A 16,859-nucleotide genomic window follows, 5' to 3' on the forward strand; every position below is an offset into this window, starting at 1 on the left:
TTTCGGTGAAGATGCCACGCTGGAATGCCATGAATGCCCCGAGAACCGCCTTGGCTCGCCTGGACGATGAGGACGTGCGGGCGGCCCCGCGCACCCGCACCCGCGTCCGGCGATCGAGCGGCGGCGGGGGCGGATTCGGATCGCTGACCCCCGAACGCGCGCGCGTACTGCTGATCGTCGCCGCGCGGGCGTCGAGCATCACGCTGCTGCTCATCCTGGCGCTCGTCTTCGGCACCCTGCTCGCCGCGGGCAGCGGGCTGACCGGCGCGCCCGGCGCCGTCTCCGCGAGCTGGCTTGCGGTGCACCAGGTTCCGCTGACCATCGGCAAGGCCGATATCGGCCTGTGGCCGCTGCTGCCGACCGCGTTCCTGCTGTGGCTGGTCGCCAAGGATTGCGCCCGCGCCACCGAACCGGACAGCACGCCCGCCGATCTCGGCTGGATCGCGGGTGCGGCGGTGGGCGGGCCGCTGCTGGTTACCGCGGTCTGCCTGGCCGTGGCCGACGATGCCTCGGCCGTGGTGGCGCTGCGCGCGCCGAACACCTCCTTCTCCTTCGCCTGGGTGATCGGGCTGCATCTGCTGGCCGCGGCCGCGGGCGTGGGTTCGCGGCGGTGGCGGGATCTACTGGATCTACTACCGATTCCCGTGCCGGACTGGGTGATTCCGGGTATCCGCGCGGGCGCGGTGGCCGTGGCGCGGCTGCTGGCCGCGGCGGCCGCCCTGACCGTGATCTCCCTCCTGGCGCACTGGTCGCGCATCGGCGAGACCTACGCGGCGGCCGGAAATTTCGTGGGCGTACTGGGTTTGACGCTGCTGTCGCTGGCGTTCCTGCCGAATGTGGCCATCGACGCGGTGAGCGTGCTGCTCGGCGGGCAGGCCCACATCGGCCCTGGCTCGCTCGGCCTGTTCGGCATCGAGGGCGCGCCCGTGCCCGCCGTGCCGATCATGGCGGCGGCGCCGTCCGGTCCGGCGGCGGCCTGGTGGGCCGCACTGCTGATCGTCCCCGCCGCGGTGGGCGTGCTGGGCGGCCTGGACTGCGGTCGCACCGCGGGCGACCACGCCAAGGCGCCGTGGGCCATGCTGACCTCCGCCGGTGTCGCCGCCGTCCTGCTCGCGGGGCTCGGCCTCCTCGCGGGCGGCGAACTGGGCAGCTTCGGCTGGATCGGCCCGAATGTCCCGCTCACGCTGGTGCTGGCCTTCGTCTGGCTGGCGCTGCCCGGTTATGTGGGCGTCGTGGCCGCGCGCTTCTTCGCGCCCGCCGCCCCGGCGACCGCGTACGCCGAGGAGGACTACGCCGACGACGATGACGAATACGACGAGTACGACGACGATTACGCGGACGACGACTACGAAGACGACCGCGACTACGAAGACGACTACGCCGACGACGAGTACGACGATGCCGACGGCGGCGACTACGAAGCCGACCACGACAACGAGTACTACATCGATCCGGACGGCGACCCGGATCGCGAGGACGCCCTCGACGGCGAACTGGTCGAGGAGCAGCCCGCCCTGGCCTCGGAACCGCATATCGATCCCGGCGAGGATCTCGACATCGTCGACGCCGAGGTGGTGGACGGTCCACGGTCGGCCGACCAGAGGTGACAACTGATCTCGTGCGGCGAGGGTAACTCGTCGGGTACGTCCAGAATCGGTTCGGCTCCCGACCGCCGGCACGCGTTGCCAACGGTCAACGGCTCCCAGCCGGGCGCTGAAGGTTCGGGGAGGCGGCACAGCTAGGCTCTAGGCGGCGACGGTAATCCCCTCGCCGTTCCTTCCCGCTCCGACACACAGGGAGTAGAGCGCTGACCACGCCAGCCCAGTTGTTGCCGCCGCCCGCGCCCGCGACCATTGTCGTGCTGGCCTCCGGCACCGGCTCCCTCCTGCGATCCCTCCTGGAAGCGACTCGGCGGCCCGGTTATCCGGCGCAGGTCGTGGCGGTCGGTGTGGATCGTGAGTGCGCGGCTCTCGACCATGCCGAGACGTTCGAGATCTCCTCGTTCAAGGCGGAGCTGGGCGAGTTCGCGAATCGCGCGGAATGGGACAAGGCGCTCACCGAGATCGTGGATGCCTTCCGGCCCGATCTGGTGGTCTCCGCCGGATTCATGAAGATTCTGGGCCCGGCCTTCCTGGACCGTTTCGGCGGCCGCATCATCAATACCCATCCCGCGCTGCTGCCCGCCTTCCCGGGCGCGCACGGCGTGCGCGACGCGCTCGCCTACGGGGTGCGGGTCACCGGCTCCACCGTGCATCTGGTCGACGCGGGCGTCGATACCGGGCCGATTCTCGCGCAGGAGGCGGTCACCGTACTGCCCGGCGACGACGAGGCCACCCTGCACGAGCGCATCAAGGTCGTGGAGCGCCGGCTGCTGGCGGAAGTCGTCGCGGCCGTCGCCGAACGGGGCATTGTCTCCGATGGACGAAAGGCAGTAATTCCAGATGAGCGAGATCTCCGGTGAGTGAACGCAAGCCGATCAAGCGGGCCCTCGTAAGCGTCTACGACAAGACCGGTCTGATCGAACTGGCGACCGGCCTGCACAATGCGGGCATCGAGCTGGTGTCGACCGGCTCCACCGCCGGGAAGATCGCCGACGCGGGCATTCCGGTCACCAAAGTGGAAGACCTGACCGGTTTTCCGGAGACCCTGGACGGCCGGGTCAAGACCCTGCACCCGCGCGTGCACGCGGGCATCCTGGCCGACACCCGCAAGGACGAGCACCTCGACCAGCTCGTGGAGCTCGGCGTCGAGGCCTTCCAGCTGGTCGTGGTGAACCTCTACCCGTTCACCCAGACCGTGGCCTCCGGCGCGAGCATCGACGAATCGGTCGAGCAGATCGATATCGGCGGGCCGTCCATGGTGCGCGCCGCGGCCAAGAACCACCCGTCGGTGGCGGTCGTGGCGGACAGCGGCGAGTACGACAAGGTGCTCGCGGCCGTGGCGCGCGGCGGTTTCACCTTCGCCGAGCGGACCGCCCTGGCCGCCAAGGCCTTCCAGCACACCGCCTCCTACGATGTGGCCGTCGCCAGCTGGATGACCAGCGTGGCCGCCCCGGCCGCCGCCGCGGCGGACGCCGAAGCCGAAGCGCCGCAGCAGTTCCCGGCCTGGATCGGCGCCACCTGGACCCGCGACGCGGTGCTGCGCTACGGCGAGAACCCGCATCAGAACGCCGCCGTCTACAGCACCGAGGCCGGTCCGGCCGGACTGGCGCAGGCGAAGCAGTTGCACGGCAAGGAAATGTCGTTCAACAACTACACCGACGCCGATGCCGCCTGGCGCGCCGCCTACGACTTCGACGAGCCCGCGGTCGCGGTCATCAAGCACGCCAATCCGTGCGGTATCGCCGTCGGCGCGGATATCGCCGAGGCGCACCGCAAGGCGCACGCCACCGATCCGGTGAGCGCGTACGGCGGCGTCATCGCGGCCAACCGCGAGGTGAGCGTGGAGATGGCCGAGCAGGTCGCGGAGATCTTCACCGAGGTCATCGTGGCGCCCGCCTACGCCAATGGCGCGGTGGAAGTGTTGCAGCGCAAGAAGAATGTGCGCGTGCTCGTGGCCGAACCGGCGCAGCGCAAGGGCCCGGAGTTGCGTCCGGTCAGCGGCGGCGTGCTGCTGCAGGAGCGCGATATTCTCGACGCCGAGGGCGACGATCCGGCCAACTGGATCCTCGCCGCGGGCGAGGCGGCCGATGAGCAGACCCTGGCCGATCTCGAATTCGCTTGGCGCGCTTGCCGTGCCGTGAAGTCCAACGCCATCCTGCTGGCCGATGCGGGCGCCGCCGTCGGCGTGGGCATGGGGCAGGTCAATCGCGTCGACTCCTGCAAGCTGGCGGTCGAGCGCGCCGGTGACCGCGCCAAGGGTTCGGTCGCCGCCTCCGATGCGTTCTTCCCGTTCTCGGACGGTCCGCAGATCCTGGTCGCCGCGGGCGTGCGCGCCATCGTGCAGCCGGGCGGGTCCATTCGCGACAAGGACACCATCGAGCTGTGCAAGGAAGCCGGAGTCACCTTGTACCTGACGGGATCTCGTCACTTCGCCCACTGACGAGGGCGTGAAGGAGGGTGTGGGAGCTGGGCTCCCACACCCTCCTTGCTTATTCGGCGTTCACGACTTTCCGGTCGCCGAGTGGAGCCTTCAGCTGGATCTCGAGGCTGCCGAAGACCAGGCTCTGGACGCACATCTTGCCCGCGGCGTCGGCGCGGGTGCCGCCGCGCAGGGCGACGGTGACGGTGGTGTCGGTCTCGGTCACGGTGGCGTCCACGCCGTAGCACTCCGGGACGCCGGTCTGGAAGTTGACGGCGATCTTGTCGGGCGCGATGCGGGTCCAGCTGTCGAACTGGATCGGGCGCGGGTTCACCAGATTCGGGTCGGCGGTGAAGGGTCGGCCGAGTTGATCCGCGGGGGCCTCGGTGGGTTCGGGGGCCGCCGTGGTGGTGACCGCGGCGCTGGTCGTGGTCGAGTGACCACTGTGGTCTTCGGTGTTTCCACATGCCGTGACAGCCAGGCTCAGGACCGCGGCTCCGGCGGTGGCAATCAGGCGGCGTCGCCAAATCCCGTACATGGCCTAAACCCTAGTGTCTAGGGACCGTACGGCCGGTTCGAAGCGGCCGATTTGTTGATCTAGCGAATTTCTGGCGAAGACACGCCGAAATGTCTGAGTCGTCCGGCGCGTATCCCCCCGAGTGTCGCGCGATCGTCGGTAGTCTCGAAGGTAGATGTGCGAATGCGGTTCTCGTGCCATCGATTTACCGAAGATCCCCCCTCCGAAAGGACACCACCGTGGGCGATTCGTTGAAGGTCGGCGAAGAACTCGGTCTGGGCCAGTCGCTGCAAGGCGGCGCCTACACACTGACTCTGCAAGATGACGGCAACCTGGTGCTGTCCCAGCCCGACGGCAAAGTGTTGTGGAGCACCCTCACTCACGGCCAGGGTGTGCAGCGCGCCGTGCTCCAGGACGACGGCAACTTCGTCGTCTACAAGGGTGACGGCGCCGCCTGGTCCACCGAAACCAATGGCAAGAGCGCCGACCGCCTGGTCGTGCAGTCCGATGCCAACGTCGTGCTCTACGGCTCCGACGGCAGCGCACTCTGGTCCAGCGGCACCAATACCGACAACCCCCTCCCGGCCCCCGAACCGGTCACCCAGGCCGCCGCCGTCGAGGACGCACCCCCGCCGCCCCCGCCGCCCAGACCTACACGGTCGAACCCGGCGACACCCTGTGGGCCATCGCCGAACGCTTCTACGGCGACGGCAACCGCTACCAGGACATCGCCAACGCCAACGGCATCCCCAACCCGGACGCCATCAACGCGGGCCAGGTCCTCACCATCCCGTAATCCCCCTGAACGCGGAGCGCCCCCGATGCGTAAGCATCGGGGGCGCTTGGTTTTTCGTCCCTACCGGCTGGTGAAGGGGAGCAATGCTATTTCGCGGGCGTTCTTCACGGCGACGGCGACCTGGCGCTGCTGCTGCGGGGTCAGGCCGGTCACGCGGCGGCTGCGGATCTTGCCGCGGTCGGAGATGAACGTGCGGAGCAGGTTCACGTCCTTGTAGTCGACGGTTTCGACGCCCGCGGCGATGAGGGGGTTCTTCTTCGGGCGGCGGGCCTGCTCGGCGCGGACCTTTTTCGACGGTGCTCGCTTCACTGCCATGTCAGCGGTTCCTTACTCACGAGATCTGTGGGTGCTTACCAGCTCGATTTGTGTACACCGGGCAGTTCTCCCCGGTGAGCCATCTCGCGCACGCGCACTCGCGAGAGACCGAATTTCCGGAGATGTCCGCGCGGGCGTCCGTCCGCGGCGTCCCGATTGCGCAAGCGTATCGGACTGGCATCACGCGGCATCCTCTGCAGGGCGCTCTGCGCGGCGGCCCGCTGCTCGTCGGTGCTGGACGGCTTGCGGATGATTTCCTTGAGCTCGGCACGGCGCTCGGCGTAGCGGGCGACGACGAGCTTGCGGGCCTCGTTCTTCTCGATCTTCGACTTCTTGGCCATGTCAGCGGTCCTCGCGGAAGTCGACGTGCTTGCGCACGACCGGATCGTATTTGCGCAGCACCATGCGGTCGGGATCATTGCGCCGGTTCTTACGGGTGACATAGGTGTACCCGGTGCCCGCGGTGGACTTGAGCTTGATGATCGGCCGGATATCGGTCGATTTCGATGCCATCGAATGCCTCCTCTAGATCTTCTCGCCGCGAGCGCGCAGCCGGGCGACGACCGCCTCGATGCCGTCGCGATCGATGGTCTTGATGCCCTTGGCGGAGACGGTCAGCGTGATGCGCCGCCCCTCGCTGGGCAGGTAGTAGGTCTTCCGCTGGCTATTGGGGTCCCAGCGGCGGTTGGTCCGCTTGTGCGAGTGCGAAACGGACTTGCCGAAACCCGGCTTGCGGCCGGTGACCTGGCAGATGGCCGACATGGGCACTCCTTTCCAGCCGTAGATGTTGATGACAATCGTTTTCGACAACGGCTGCCGAACAATGTACCGTTACCTTCCGGTAAATGAAAATCGTTATCGAAAGGGGTGCCGGTGGTGTCCGAATTCACCTCGCCCGAGCGCACCCCGGTGCTCATCGTGGCGGGCCTGCCCGGCCGTGCCGCCGATGGCGTGGACCAGGTGGCGCGCCTGCTGGGCGCGGAGCCCGGCACCGTCGTCGTGCGCCACGACCTGAAGGAACTGAACGAAGGCGTGGTCCGCCGGACCGTGATCGCCGACGGCCGGGTCACCGGCACCGTGCTCGAACTCGCCCACGGCTGCGTGTCCTGCACACTGCGCGCGGATCTGCTGCCCTACCTGTGCGTGCTGGCGCAACGGGATTCGGTGCGGCGCATCGTGCTCGCACTGGATCCGGCCTTCGAGGCCGAGGCCGTCTGCCAGGCCATCGAGGATGTCACGGTGACCGGCGTGCACGGTCGCGTGGACGGCCCGGCGGGTCGCAGTGTGCGCATCGAATCCGTGCTCACCTGCCTGGACGCCCGCGACTGGCTGGCCGACGCCACCGGCGACGAGACCCTCGCCGAACGCGGCCACGCCACCACCGAGGACGACCGGACCATGGCCCAGCTGGCGGTCGGACAGGTCGAATTCGCCGATGCCCTCATTGCTTTCGACGCCGGAGCCGAGCTGCTGGAGCGCGAGCGCACCGCCGCCGTACTGGCCCGCTTCGCTCCCGCCGCCCCCGTCGCATGGGTGGCCGAGCCCACCGCGCTCGACGCCGGTGATCTCACCTGGCTGCTGCGCCGCATTCCGGACACCGCGCGCCGCGGCACCGCCTTCGACCCGCACGCCTCGCTGCTGCGCGGCCAGCCGCCGCTGAGCGCGGATTGCGGTGTGACACTGGTGGAATTCGCCACCGATCGCCCGTTCCATCCGGAGCGGCTGCACTCGGCCATCGACGTCCTGCTGGACGGCGTGGTCAGCGCCCGCGGCCGGGTCTGGCTGGCCACCCAGCCCGAGGACGTGGTGTGGCTGGAGTCCGCGGGCGGCGGGCTGCGCGTGGGCGGCGCCGGAAAATGGCTGGCCGCCATGACTCCCCGGGAACTGGACGAGGTCGAACCGGAGCGCCGCACCATGGCCGCCCTGCACTGGCACGAGCAGTTCGGCGACCGGCACAACTCCCTGGTGATCCTGGTGCACGACGCCGATGCCGAGGAGATCCGGCACGCGCTGCACTGGGCGCTGGTCGACGAGGACGAACTCCGGCAGGTCCGGTTCGCGCTGGAGCGGGTGGCCCGGTGGGCCGATCCCTTCGGCGAGCAGCACGAGGAACCGTGCGACACAACCCGATCCACGCCGGTGACCGGCGACGGTGGTTCCCGCCAGAACGAAAGGTGACGCCATGAAAAAGGGAATCCACCCCGACTACCACCCGGTGGTCTTCGAGGACGTGAGCACCGGCAAGCGCTTCCTCACCCGCTCCACCGCGGTCTCGGAGCGCACCGTGCAGTGGGAGGACGGCAATACCTACCCGCTGCTGGTGGTGGACGTGACCGCCGACTCGCATCCGTTCTGGACGGGCAACCAGCGCGTGCTGGATACCGCGGGTCGTGTGGAGAAGTTCGAACGCCGCTACGGCAAGCGCGTGCGCGGCGGCACGACCGAGCAGAAGGAGAACTGAGATGGCGGTTCCGAAGCGGCGAATGTCGCGGGCCAATACCCACGCCCGGCGTTCACAGTGGAAGGCGACGGCGCCGGATCTGGTGCCGGTCAAGGTCGACGGCGTGGTGCACAATGTGCCGCGGCGATTGGTGCGCGCCGTGCAGGCTGGACTGATCGATCTCGACAAGCTGTAGCGGTTCGGGTCGACAGAGCACGATCGGACGTTTTCGAACCTAGGTCCGGTTTGTTCCCGGCGCTCTAAAAAGTCTTCTCAAAGTTGTGAATTCGTGCTCTTGCGACGGTATTCTCGTGGCCGAGGGCGGGTTCTTCTGATCGCAGAAGAACCCGCTCATCGCCAGTTCAGGGCCTGTTTACCCGGCTTTTCGGGCAATGTCCCCGAGTCCGGATAAAATCCGACAAATCAGCCAATTGGACTGTCCGATCGGGCATTACGCCCATTCGATCCCGGAGTTTGTTCGATTTGGGTGGTGTCCCGTGCACGCCCGTCCGGACCCTCGCCCCAACCGGGCAGCGGCAGATCCGGCAGCATCTGTTCCACTCGCGCCAGCTGTTCGGCGAACAGCGTCGCGGGCCCTTCGATCAGCGAGAACGGCCACGGCCAGCGGTGCCCGCTCAGCCGCGCCACCTCGGCGCTCAGCTCGGCGGTGGTCGCCTCCAGTTCGCTGATCTCGGCGCGCAGCTCGTCGATCTTGGCCAGCGCCGCCGCCAGTCCGTCCACCACGGTCCGATTCCGCCCCTCGGCGTCCTGGCCGAGCTGCGGCCAGCCCGCCAGCCCTGGACCGCGCAGCTGGATCTGGACGTCGCGCAGTATCTCTTCCTGTTCGGGCGTCATGTCCTGTTCCTCCGATTGGAAGTCCCATTGGCCGAAATCGATTCGGTCGGATTCGTTCACATCGCACACCACGCCGTCCACCATGACCTGGCGCGTGGTCTGCAGGATGTGCAGGCGCGGATCGCGATTCGTGCCCGACCAGGCCACCGTCTGCCAGCCCCAGACCGCGGTCCCGGCGTCCAGGGCCCGGCTGAGCGGCCAATATTCGCCGTAGATACCCACATTCGCGCGCCCGATGACGGTGGCCGCACCGTCCAGATAGGCATTGATGGGTTCCTGCTGTCCGGGCGTGGCATCGAAATCGGCGGAGAAGTAGATGGGCCGATCGGTGCGCCCGCCGCAGCGCAGCACCTGCGCCAGCGCCGCGCGGGCATCGGTGACCCCGGCCCCGAACCCGTCGAGCATGCGGGCCGCGGTGGTCTCCCAGTTGGAGACGATTGAAATGTCGTGTGCGCGAAGATCGTCCGCTTCCGCGGGTGTGAGCAGCTTGCCGGGGAGAGTGGGACCGCCGGGGGACAGGTACCGCACCACGAAATCGAAACCGGCCGCCCGGATGGCACTCGCGGCGGGACGACCTCCGGCGTAATCCAACCCGAAACGCATGACACTCACTGTAATTCGCCGAACACGCCGAGCGTGGGGCATTCCCGGAGTCCGGTTCGCGGTCCGCGAATGAACTCTTGGATTTCGGCCATCGCTTCCGGACCGTCGGGGCTGGTGGTTGACTTGGGGCGGCTGTGTGATCGGCGTCACTTCGCCTTTACCCGATTTGCTTGTTGCAGTACTTCAGAAACGGAGATGACCGATGCCTGTACGCGACGAGGCCTGGCCCGCGGGCACACCGTGCTGGGTCGACTGTCAGGTCGACGACCCGGCGAAAGCCGGTGAGTTCTACGCGGAGCTGTTCGGCTGGGACGTTGTGGGCGGTGGGGAGGAGTCCGGGGGATATCTCATGGCCTTCAAGGCCGGGCAGCCCGTGGCGGGCGTCGGGCCCAAACCGGAAGCGGGCGTGCCCTCGGTGTGGACCACCTACTTCGCGGTGGCCGATGCCGACGCCGTCGCCGCGCGGGTGCGGGCCGCGGGCGGGAGCATGCTGGTGCCGCCCTTCGACGTCATGGAATTCGGCCGCATGTTCGTGGCCGCGGATACTGTGGGCGCGCCCTTCGCGGTCTGGGAGGCGCGGGCGCACAATGGCGCCGCCGTGCACAACGAGCACGGCGCCTATGTCTGGAACGACCTGCAGACCGGCGACTACGAGGCCGCCAAGACCTTCTACGCCGAGGTCTTCGGCTTCGCCCTCACCGAATTCGACGACGACGCAATGCGCTACGCGACGCTGACCCCGCCCGATCGCGCGGAGGCCGTCGCGGGCATCAACGACGACACGCGCAATGGCACGGCGCCGGAACGGCCCTACTGGCTGACCTGGTTCCAATTCGACGGCCTGGACGACGGTCTCACCCGTGCCGCCGAATTGGGCGCCAATATCCTGCTGCCCGCCCAGGACGGGCGCTTCGGGCGGATGGCGATTCTAGCCGCGCCCCAGGGAGAACTGTTCGCCCTGCTCGATCCCGCCGCGAAGTCCTGACGCGACCGCGAGCGAAGGGCTGTGCCGGTCATCGAATTCCGGCGTGGCCGTGGCCTGCCGGGCCTCCCGGCGGTCCGGCGCCACCAGGATGGCCGTAATCGGAATCGCCAGCGACAGTGAGCCGATGACGAAGAACGGCACGAAGAAGTCGAACAGGTCCGCGCCCTTGGGCAGCGGCGCGGACTGGTCGATATGCGCGTCCAGCCCGGTCAGCCCGGCGTAATGCATGCCGGTGACCAGGATTCCGTAGATCACCGAGCCGGTGAGCAGCACCGGCACCGAGGACACGGTCAGGCTGAACCACAGCGTCAGCGCCGAGATCACCAGCGCGAGCACGAAGACCGCGATCATGGACACCGTATTGTGCTCGGTGCTGCCCTGCACCCGCACCGCCGACAGTACCATCAACTGCACGATGCCCAGCCCCGCCGCCATGATGACCGAGCCCGCGATCAGCCGCGCCCAGTGCAGCTTTCGGCCGACCATGAGCAGTGCGATGAATGTGGTGAGCCCGGCCAGCCCGGCCGCCACGCTGATCATGGCCGGGTCGTAGCGCAGCTGACTGCCCTTGGCCTCGAAGCCGAGCAGGGAGACGAAGGTGGCCAGACCGGTGCCGACGCCGCCGATGGAACTCGAGGCCACGAACAACCACACCACCCGGAACCGGGCGGTCACCGATTTGGTGGACTGGCGGATGCAGGCCAGCCCACAGGCCGCGCCCAGCGCCGACACGATCAAGGCCAGCCCGATGACCCAGTAGCCCATCGAGAAATAGATCACCCGGTAACCCCTGCCTTCGTAATCTCGCTCTGTGTTGTTATCCCTGCTCGGCCCGAATTGATTTAGCCGCGGGCCGTTTCGCGCTGTGACTTCATGAGCCGCTCGATGGCGTATTCGGTGACCGCCGCCAGCGATCGCCGCACTTCACCCGGATCGCGCGCGTCGATATCCACGATCGGCACGCCCTCGCGGACGCTGAGCGCCTCGCGCAATTCGGCGACCGGGAAGCGCGGTGCGTCCGGAAAACGGTTCACCGCAATGAGGAACGGCAGTTTCTTGGCCTCGAAGAAATCGACGGCGGCGAAACTGTCCTCGATACGGCGGGTGTCGACGAGGACCACCGCGCCGATGGCGCCCTTGATGAGGTCGTCCCACATGAACCAGAACCGGCGCTGCCCGGGCGTGCCGAACAAATAGAGCACCAGATTGCCGGGCAGGATGATGCGGCCGAAATCCATGGCCACTGTGGTGGTTTCCTTGCCCGGGGTGGCGGCGAGGTCGTCCACGCCCTCCGAGGCGCCGGTCACCATGGCCTCGGTGCGCAGCGGGACGATCTCCGAGACCGCGCCGACGAAGGTGGTCTTGCCCGCGCCGAAACCACCCGCCACCACGATCTTGGTGGAGGCGGTGCGGAACTCGTCGCCGGGGCGCGGCGGGTACTGCTGCCCCAGGGCGGCCTGGGGCATGCCCGGATTCGGCTGGGCCGTACCGGGAGCCGCGAACTGCGCGCCCGGGAACTGCGGTCCGCCGTTCGGGTACGGCGGACCACCGTTGTAGGCCCCGCCGTCAAAGGGCGCGGAGTCCATGCAGGGTCCTCTCCATCAGAGAGCGGCGCTCGTCGAAGGTCGCCTGGTCGCTCAGAGTCGAATGCACGCGAAGGGTCCCGGCGACGACGAGATCGCCGATCACGACCCGGATCATGCCCAGCGGCCGCTGCAGATGCGCCGCGATCTCGGCGACCGACAGCCGGGCGGTGCCCAATCGCAGGATCTCGGTGCGGATATCACCGGCGGGCCAGTCGAAATGGGCGGTATAGGACAGGGTTTCGACGACCGCTTCGAGGGGCAGATCCACTGCCGGTTCGGTGCGGCCGGAGGTCAGCGCGTAGGGGCGTAACCGGCTTGTCGACCGGTTTCCGCCGCCGCCGTTGGGATTGGTCATCGGCGGCTCATCAGGCTGTCCGGGCGGTGGCCTGCACCACCGACCCGACCCGGTCGACGAGCAGCGCCATCTCGTAGCCGATGCGGCCGATATCGTGCTGCTTGTTGGCCAGTACCGCCAGGTGCGAGCCATTGCCGACGCTCATGACCAGCAGGTAGCCGCGCTCCATCTCGACTATGGACTGCATGACCTTGCCGCCGTCGAACAGCTGCGCGGCGCCGGAGGAGAGGCTGGCCAGACCCGCGGTCACCGCGGCCAGCTGCTCACCCCGGTCGGACGGCAGATGCGGGCTGGTCGCCTGCAGCAGGCCGTCGGCGGAGACCAGGACGGCGTGCGAGACGCCCGGCACCTCTTTGGTGAATCGGGTGACCAGCCAGTTCAGATTTTCGTCGGTCTTGGTGCGCTGAGTGTCGGTCATGCATGCCCTCCGTCGTTGTACTGCGAGTCGGCCCGTCCGGAGCGGACGCCGCTCAAGTGCCTGGTCAGGCTGCTGCGAATCTCTTCGGGATTGCGAGCGCCGCCCTCGTCCTCCTGAGTCACCGCGCCGGGCACCAGCTGGGCGCCGGGCCGGCGAATCGGCAGCCCGCCCTGGGTGCGATCGCTCGTGGTCGGATTGGCGGCCTCCTCCGCGGCCGCCCAGCCGGCATCGGAGGCCGAGGTCCACGTCTCGGTGGACGGGCTGCCCGCGGCGGGTTCCACCAGCCATTCCGACACCATGCGTTGGTAGATGGGGCTGTGATCGTCGCCTGCCGGGTGCTGCTCGGCCGGTTCGGCGGTGTCGTTGCCGCCGTTGGCGTTCGCGGCGATGCCGTTCGCGCCGATGCCGTTCCCGTTCGCACCGGCGCCGCTGCCGGTCTCGAAGGAACCGCCGCCGAAGGCATTGAAGCCGGTGTCGTAGGAGCGGTCCGCCGCGCTGTCGTCGTAGCCGTACCCGCCGCCCTTGATCGGGGACATGGGCTCGAACCGCTGGGTCGCTGGGTCGCCGGGTGCGATACCGGGGAACCGCTGCTCCTCGTGGGTGAACTGCGGCTCGTCCCTCGTGAACTGCGGCTCGTCCCGGGTGAACTGGGGCTCGTCCCGGGTGAACCGCGGCTCGTCGGTCGGGGACGGCTGCTGCTCGTCCGACCGGCCGGAATCACCCCAGAAGTCGACCTGCGCGGGGTAGACGCTGGTGTCCTGGTCGGCGAACGCGTCGCTGAAACTATCCGATTTCTGCTGCTCACCAACGAATCCGGGGAGCGCGGGCAGCTCACCGGTATCCATGCCCGGCGTCTTGCGCTGCGGCAGTCCGGAACTGGTGACGCCGAATCGGGTGGTGGTCTCCGGGAAGCGCGCCACCTCCGGCGGATTCGGCACCGGCATGAGGCGCGGCGGCGTGATCGACGGCTGCGGCGCCGAGACCGGCGCGGGCGTTCCGGCGGGCGGGGCGACCGGCAGCGCGGTCGCGGCGACCGGGTACTGCCCGGTGCTGTCGCCGACGCGCTCGGGCGCGGGGGAGACCAGGCTGCCCGGCAGGTGCACGCTCGCCGTGATGCCCGGCTGCTGCACCATGGCCGAGGTGCGGCGCAGGCTGACGGTGATGTTGTGCCGCTTGGCGAGCCGGCCGACCACGAACAGGCCCATGCGGCGGGCGGTCTCGACATTGACCTCGCCACCGGAGGCGAGCCGGTCGTTGATGGACTGCAGGTCTTCGGCATTCATGCCGAGGCCACGGTCGGTGATCTCGATGAGATAGCCGCCGTCCACGGCGCGCGCCACCGAGACCGCCACCGGCGTGGTCGGCGGCGAATAGCGCAGCGCGTTGTCGATGAGCTCGGCCAGCAGGTGCTCGATATCGACGGCGGGCTCACCGGCCACGATGCCGTCGGGCACGGTGCCGATCTCGACGCGCTGATAGTCCTCCACCTGGGAGACCGAGGACCACAGCATGTCCGACAGCGGCACCGGCGCGAGATGGCCACGGCGCAAGGCGGTTCCGGCCAGCACCAGCAGGTTGTCGCCGTTACGGCGCATGCGGGTGGCGAGGTGGTCGAGGCGGAACAGCGACTGCAGCCGCTCGGAATCGTCCTCGTCGCGCTCCAGTTCCTCGATCAGGTTGAGCTGCTGCTCCACCAGGGATTGGCTACGGCGCGAGAGGGTCTCGAACATATTGCCGATCTGCAGGCGCAGTCGCGCCTGTTCACCGGCGAGGTGCAGCGCCTGCGCGTGGATATCGTCGACGGCGCGGGCCAGCTGGCCGATCTCCTCGGTGGTGTGCACGTCGACCGGCGTGATCTCGGGGGCGGCGCCGCCGGAGCGCACCACCTCGAGTTCGCGCGGCAGGTCGATATGGGCCACCTGCAAGGCATCTCGCCGCAGGCGGCGGACCAGCACGACCAGCGAGCGCCCCACCACCAGGGCGAGCGCGAGACCCGCGAGCAGCATGCCGATAACCACGGAGGTATCGCGGAGCACCGTATTGCGGGCGTCGGTGCTCAACTGCCCCAGGCGCGCGTCCAGTGAGGCGGCGAGATGCTCGGATTCCTTCGAATAGGCCTCGAGGCTGGCATTGACCGCATCCGACATGGCCGGAATGGCGGCCGGGTCCGGGACGTTCTGCGACAGCACGCCGATGCGGATGCCCGCGGCGTCCTTGAGCTGCGTGAAGTTCTGAGCCTGGCCCGGATTCAGCCCGGCGTACACCTCGAGCATGGTGATCTCGGCGCCGATGGAGGTCAGCAGCCGGGCCCGCAGCGCCGGATTCTTGGCCAGATCGGGGGAGGCCAGCATGACGCGTTCCTGGGTGAGCAGGCGCCCGCCGGTCATGATGGTGCCCAACTGCAGGAACAGCTGCTGGGTCTGCAGCTCACTGACCGACTGCGAGGTCGACAGCGTGGCCTGAATGCGGGTCGAGACCGTCTCGGTCTGTTCGGCCAGGGTGGCGGGGGAGCCGCTGCGCAGGCTGTTGCGCATGGTGCGGGCGACCCCGATGGCCTGCGTCATCTCCTGGGTGATCTGCGGATCGGCCTTGGAAGAGCGCAGCCGGGTCTCGAGGTCCGCCACCGCCTGATCGAACTTCCCGGTCGCGGCGTCGAGGACCGGATCGGCCTCGGTATTGCCCCACCCGGTGATGGCGGCGATCGCGAGATTCTGCGTCGCGGTTTCGAACTTGGTGGTGCTGCGCATGATTGCGGCCTGTTCGGTACCCGCGCTCAACTGATTGATCGTCTGCAGCTCGCTGTTGATTCGCAGGACCGCGAAGGTCGAGGCGAGCAACACCGGCAGCACCAGAACGATGCCGACCTTGCGAGTGACGGGCCAGTTGGACAGGCTGAATTGCCAGGACCGGGGCGTTGCTTCCATCCCGCTTCCGTCGCCTCCGCTTTCAGAAGTGACCCCCGGGTCATATGCGGTTGTACGGTTTCGGGGATCGAACCCGCGCGGAACCAACTAGTGGTCTTTTTGTATGGCCTGCAACATACCGCGTGGGGTGAGTAACGGCAATTCGGACAACTCGATGTTAGAGACTCCGAATGCAGCCGCGCGCAACGTGTTTCGAACAGGTATAGGCGCGCCTGTGACACGCCTCGGTAAGGGTTCTGCAAAAGCCCCAGGTCACCCCCGCATGTCTCTCTGCGTGTCGAAGGCATCCTTCTCAGTCACCTCTCAGTCGCTGTGGGCAGACTGGTGGCCATGCGCATTCTGGTAGTCGACGACGACCGCGCGGTCCGGGAATCGTTGCGTCGTTCGCTCACCTTCAACGGGTACACCGTCGACCTCGCCGTCGACGGACTGGACGCCCTGGAGAAGACCGCCAGTCAGCGACCCGACGCCCTCGTGCTCGATGTCATGATGCCCCGCCTGGACGGCCTGGAAGTGTGCCGCCGCCTCCGCAGCACCGGCGATGATCTGCCCATTCTGGTGCTCACCGCACGGGATTCGGTCTCCGAGCGCGTCGCCGGACTCGACGCCGGGGCCGACGACTACCTACCCAAGCCCTTCGCGCTCGAGGAGTTACTGGCCCGGCTGCGCGCCCTGCTGCGCCGCACCACCGCCGATGCCTCCGACTCCTCCGAGACCATGAAGTTCGCCGACCTGTCCCTGGATCCGGTCACCCGCGAAGTGTGGCGCGGCGAACGCCAGATCAGCCTCACCCGCACCGAGTTCTCGCTGCTGGAAATGCTCATTGCCAATCCGCGCCGCGTGCTCACCCGCAGCCGCATCCTGGAAGAGGTGTGGGGCTACGACTTTCCCACCTCCGGCAATGCCCTCGAGGTGTACATCGGCTACCTGCGCCGCAAGACCGAGGTCGATGGGGAACCGCGGCTCATCCATACCGTGCGCGGCGTCGGCTACGTGCTGCGCGAGACACCGCCGTAGGAGCCGTGCTCGTGGGTAGAACCGTTCC

General features: G+C 68.2%; 19 protein-coding genes and 1 pseudogene. 9 read left to right on the plus strand and 11 right to left on the minus strand.

All coding sequences use genetic code 11. The annotated features are described in order from the left end of the window. The first annotated feature begins 29 nt into the window (after positions 1-29). The 3 genes from NC4_RS05920 to purH all read left to right on the plus strand — a co-directional run bounded on the left by NC4_RS05920 (position 30) and on the right by purH (position 4,041). Positions 30-1,607: a cell division protein PerM gene (locus NC4_RS05920; protein ID WP_067533431.1), complete on the plus strand. Its 1,578-nt coding sequence runs from the start codon at positions 30-32 to the stop codon at positions 1,605-1,607. 221 nt (positions 1,608-1,828) lie between these two features. After that, positions 1,829-2,461, plus strand: coding sequence for a phosphoribosylglycinamide formyltransferase (gene purN / locus NC4_RS05925; RefSeq protein WP_067533843.1), 633 nt, complete (start codon positions 1,829-1,831; stop codon positions 2,459-2,461). Continuing rightward, positions 2,458-4,041, plus strand: a complete 1,584-nt coding sequence (gene purH, locus NC4_RS05930) for a bifunctional phosphoribosylaminoimidazolecarboxamide formyltransferase/IMP cyclohydrolase (protein ID WP_067533433.1) — start codon at positions 2,458-2,460, stop codon at positions 4,039-4,041. Before purN ends, purH begins: the two co-directional genes overlap by 4 nt. Before the next feature lie 49 nt (positions 4,042-4,090). Here purH and NC4_RS05935 read toward each other — a convergent pair whose 3' ends face one another. Then, positions 4,091-4,558, minus strand: coding sequence for a hypothetical protein (locus tag NC4_RS05935; RefSeq protein ID WP_067533436.1), 468 nt, complete (start codon positions 4,556-4,558; stop codon positions 4,091-4,093). A 218-nt stretch (positions 4,559-4,776) separates the two neighbouring features. On the opposite strand from NC4_RS05935, the pseudogene NC4_RS38710 reads away from it, so the two are divergent. Further along, positions 4,777-5,333: pseudogene (locus NC4_RS38710) on the plus strand (LysM peptidoglycan-binding domain-containing protein). Positions 5,334-5,393: 60 nt separating this feature from the next. Here the strand turns inward: NC4_RS38710 and rpsR are convergent. From rpsR to rpmB, 4 genes are read right to left on the minus strand one after another with little or no spacing between them, the layout of a single operon-like run. Next, a complete protein-coding gene (gene rpsR / locus NC4_RS05940) occupies positions 5,394-5,648 on the minus strand; it encodes a 30S ribosomal protein S18 (RefSeq protein ID WP_067533439.1) in 255 nt (84 codons plus the stop codon). 35 nt (positions 5,649-5,683) lie between these two features. After that, positions 5,684-5,989 (minus strand): 30S ribosomal protein S14, encoded by a 306-nt coding sequence (rpsN, locus tag NC4_RS05945; RefSeq protein ID WP_067533442.1) that lies wholly within the window; start codon positions 5,987-5,989, stop codon positions 5,684-5,686. Between the two features lies 1 nt (position 5,990). Beyond that, complete coding sequence (rpmG, locus tag NC4_RS05950; protein ID WP_067533445.1) at positions 5,991-6,161, minus strand: 50S ribosomal protein L33; 171 nt, start codon at positions 6,159-6,161, stop codon at positions 5,991-5,993. Positions 6,162-6,173: 12 nt separating this feature from the next. After that, a complete protein-coding gene (gene rpmB / locus NC4_RS05955; protein ID WP_067533846.1) occupies positions 6,174-6,410 on the minus strand; it encodes a 50S ribosomal protein L28 in 237 nt (78 codons plus the stop codon). A gap of 111 nt (positions 6,411-6,521) precedes the next feature. Here rpmB and mrf point away from each other — a divergent pair, with 111 nt between their 5' ends. From mrf to rpmF, 3 genes are read left to right on the plus strand one after another with little or no spacing between them, the layout of a single operon-like run. Next, complete coding sequence (gene mrf / locus NC4_RS05960) at positions 6,522-7,826, plus strand: ribosome hibernation factor-recruiting GTPase MRF (RefSeq protein ID WP_245721515.1); 1,305 nt, start codon at positions 6,522-6,524, stop codon at positions 7,824-7,826. 4 nt (positions 7,827-7,830) lie between these two features. Next, the gene (locus NC4_RS05965; protein ID WP_067533449.1) at positions 7,831-8,109 is read left to right on the plus strand and encodes a type B 50S ribosomal protein L31; all 279 of its coding nucleotides are present in this window, start codon (positions 7,831-7,833) and stop codon (positions 8,107-8,109) included. Between the two features lies 1 nt (position 8,110). Next, a complete protein-coding gene (rpmF, locus tag NC4_RS05970; RefSeq protein WP_067533452.1) occupies positions 8,111-8,284 on the plus strand; it encodes a 50S ribosomal protein L32 in 174 nt (57 codons plus the stop codon). Positions 8,285-8,511: 227 nt separating this feature from the next. On the opposite strand, the gene NC4_RS05975 is transcribed toward rpmF, so the two are convergent. After that, a complete protein-coding gene (locus NC4_RS05975; protein WP_067533457.1) occupies positions 8,512-9,546 on the minus strand; it encodes a DUF1906 domain-containing protein in 1,035 nt (344 codons plus the stop codon). 202 nt (positions 9,547-9,748) lie between these two features. Between NC4_RS05975 and NC4_RS05980 the strand changes: the two genes are divergently transcribed. Beyond that, positions 9,749-10,531: a VOC family protein gene (locus NC4_RS05980; RefSeq protein WP_067533460.1), complete on the plus strand. Its 783-nt coding sequence runs from the start codon at positions 9,749-9,751 to the stop codon at positions 10,529-10,531. Here NC4_RS05980 and NC4_RS05985 read toward each other — a convergent pair. The 5 genes from NC4_RS05985 to NC4_RS06005 all read right to left on the minus strand — a co-directional run bounded on the left by NC4_RS05985 (position 10,475) and on the right by NC4_RS06005 (position 15,814). Then, positions 10,475-11,311, minus strand: coding sequence for an MHYT domain-containing protein (locus NC4_RS05985; protein WP_067533463.1), 837 nt, complete (start codon positions 11,309-11,311; stop codon positions 10,475-10,477). The genes NC4_RS05980 and NC4_RS05985 overlap by 57 nt on opposite strands. Before the next feature lie 62 nt (positions 11,312-11,373). Continuing rightward, the gene (locus NC4_RS05990) at positions 11,374-11,997 is read right to left on the minus strand and encodes a GTP-binding protein (protein ID WP_245721522.1); all 624 of its coding nucleotides are present in this window, start codon (positions 11,995-11,997) and stop codon (positions 11,374-11,376) included. A gap of 100 nt (positions 11,998-12,097) precedes the next feature. Next, on the minus strand, positions 12,098-12,472 hold the full coding sequence (locus tag NC4_RS05995; RefSeq protein ID WP_067533466.1) for a DUF742 domain-containing protein: 375 nt from the start codon (positions 12,470-12,472) through the stop codon (positions 12,098-12,100). A gap of 10 nt (positions 12,473-12,482) precedes the next feature. Further along, positions 12,483-12,890 (minus strand): roadblock/LC7 domain-containing protein, encoded by a 408-nt coding sequence (locus NC4_RS06000; RefSeq protein WP_067533469.1) that lies wholly within the window; start codon positions 12,888-12,890, stop codon positions 12,483-12,485. Beyond that, positions 12,887-15,814, minus strand: a complete 2,928-nt coding sequence (locus tag NC4_RS06005) for a sensor histidine kinase (RefSeq protein ID WP_067533472.1) — start codon at positions 15,812-15,814, stop codon at positions 12,887-12,889. Before NC4_RS06005 ends, NC4_RS06000 begins: the two co-directional genes overlap by 4 nt. Positions 15,815-16,144: 330 nt before the next feature. On the opposite strand from NC4_RS06005, the gene NC4_RS06010 reads away from it, so the two are divergent. Then, a complete protein-coding gene (locus tag NC4_RS06010) occupies positions 16,145-16,831 on the plus strand; it encodes a response regulator transcription factor (RefSeq protein WP_067533855.1) in 687 nt (228 codons plus the stop codon). Positions 16,832-16,859 lie beyond the last annotated feature (28 nt).

The sequence above is a fragment of the Nocardia crassostreae genome (genome assembly GCF_001613405.1).
Classification (GTDB): domain Bacteria; phylum Actinomycetota; class Actinomycetes; order Mycobacteriales; family Mycobacteriaceae; genus Nocardia; species Nocardia crassostreae.

Excerpts from the sequence above, each read along its gene's own strand:
- rpmF (WP_067533452.1), top strand. The coding sequence starts at position 8,111 with ATGGCGGTTCCGAAGCGGCGAATGTCGCGGGCCAATACCCACGCCCGG.
- rpsR (WP_067533439.1), bottom strand. The coding sequence starts at position 5,648 with ATGGCAGTGAAGCGAGCACCGTCGAAAAAGGTCCGCGCCGAGCAGGCC.
- NC4_RS06010 (WP_067533855.1), top strand. The coding sequence starts at position 16,145 with ATGCGCATTCTGGTAGTCGACGACGACCGCGCGGTCCGGGAATCGTTG.
- NC4_RS05990 (WP_245721522.1), bottom strand. The coding sequence starts at position 11,997 with ATGCCCCAGGCCGCCCTGGGGCAGCAGTACCCGCCGCGCCCCGGCGAC.
- NC4_RS05995 (WP_067533466.1), bottom strand. The coding sequence starts at position 12,472 with ATGACCAATCCCAACGGCGGCGGCGGAAACCGGTCGACAAGCCGGTTA.
- NC4_RS05980 (WP_067533460.1), top strand. The coding sequence starts at position 9,749 with ATGCCTGTACGCGACGAGGCCTGGCCCGCGGGCACACCGTGCTGGGTC.
- NC4_RS05935 (WP_067533436.1), bottom strand. The coding sequence starts at position 4,558 with ATGTACGGGATTTGGCGACGCCGCCTGATTGCCACCGCCGGAGCCGCG.
- rpmB (WP_067533846.1), bottom strand. The coding sequence starts at position 6,410 with ATGTCGGCCATCTGCCAGGTCACCGGCCGCAAGCCGGGTTTCGGCAAG.
- NC4_RS06000 (WP_067533469.1), bottom strand. The coding sequence starts at position 12,890 with ATGACCGACACTCAGCGCACCAAGACCGACGAAAATCTGAACTGGCTG.
- rpmG (WP_067533445.1), bottom strand. The coding sequence starts at position 6,161 with ATGGCATCGAAATCGACCGATATCCGGCCGATCATCAAGCTCAAGTCC.
- NC4_RS06005 (WP_067533472.1), bottom strand. The coding sequence starts at position 15,814 with ATGGAAGCAACGCCCCGGTCCTGGCAATTCAGCCTGTCCAACTGGCCC.
- NC4_RS05920 (WP_067533431.1), top strand. The coding sequence starts at position 30 with ATGAATGCCCCGAGAACCGCCTTGGCTCGCCTGGACGATGAGGACGTG.
- NC4_RS05965 (WP_067533449.1), top strand. The coding sequence starts at position 7,831 with ATGAAAAAGGGAATCCACCCCGACTACCACCCGGTGGTCTTCGAGGAC.
- NC4_RS05975 (WP_067533457.1), bottom strand. The coding sequence starts at position 9,546 with ATGCGTTTCGGGTTGGATTACGCCGGAGGTCGTCCCGCCGCGAGTGCC.
- rpsN (WP_067533442.1), bottom strand. The coding sequence starts at position 5,989 with ATGGCCAAGAAGTCGAAGATCGAGAAGAACGAGGCCCGCAAGCTCGTC.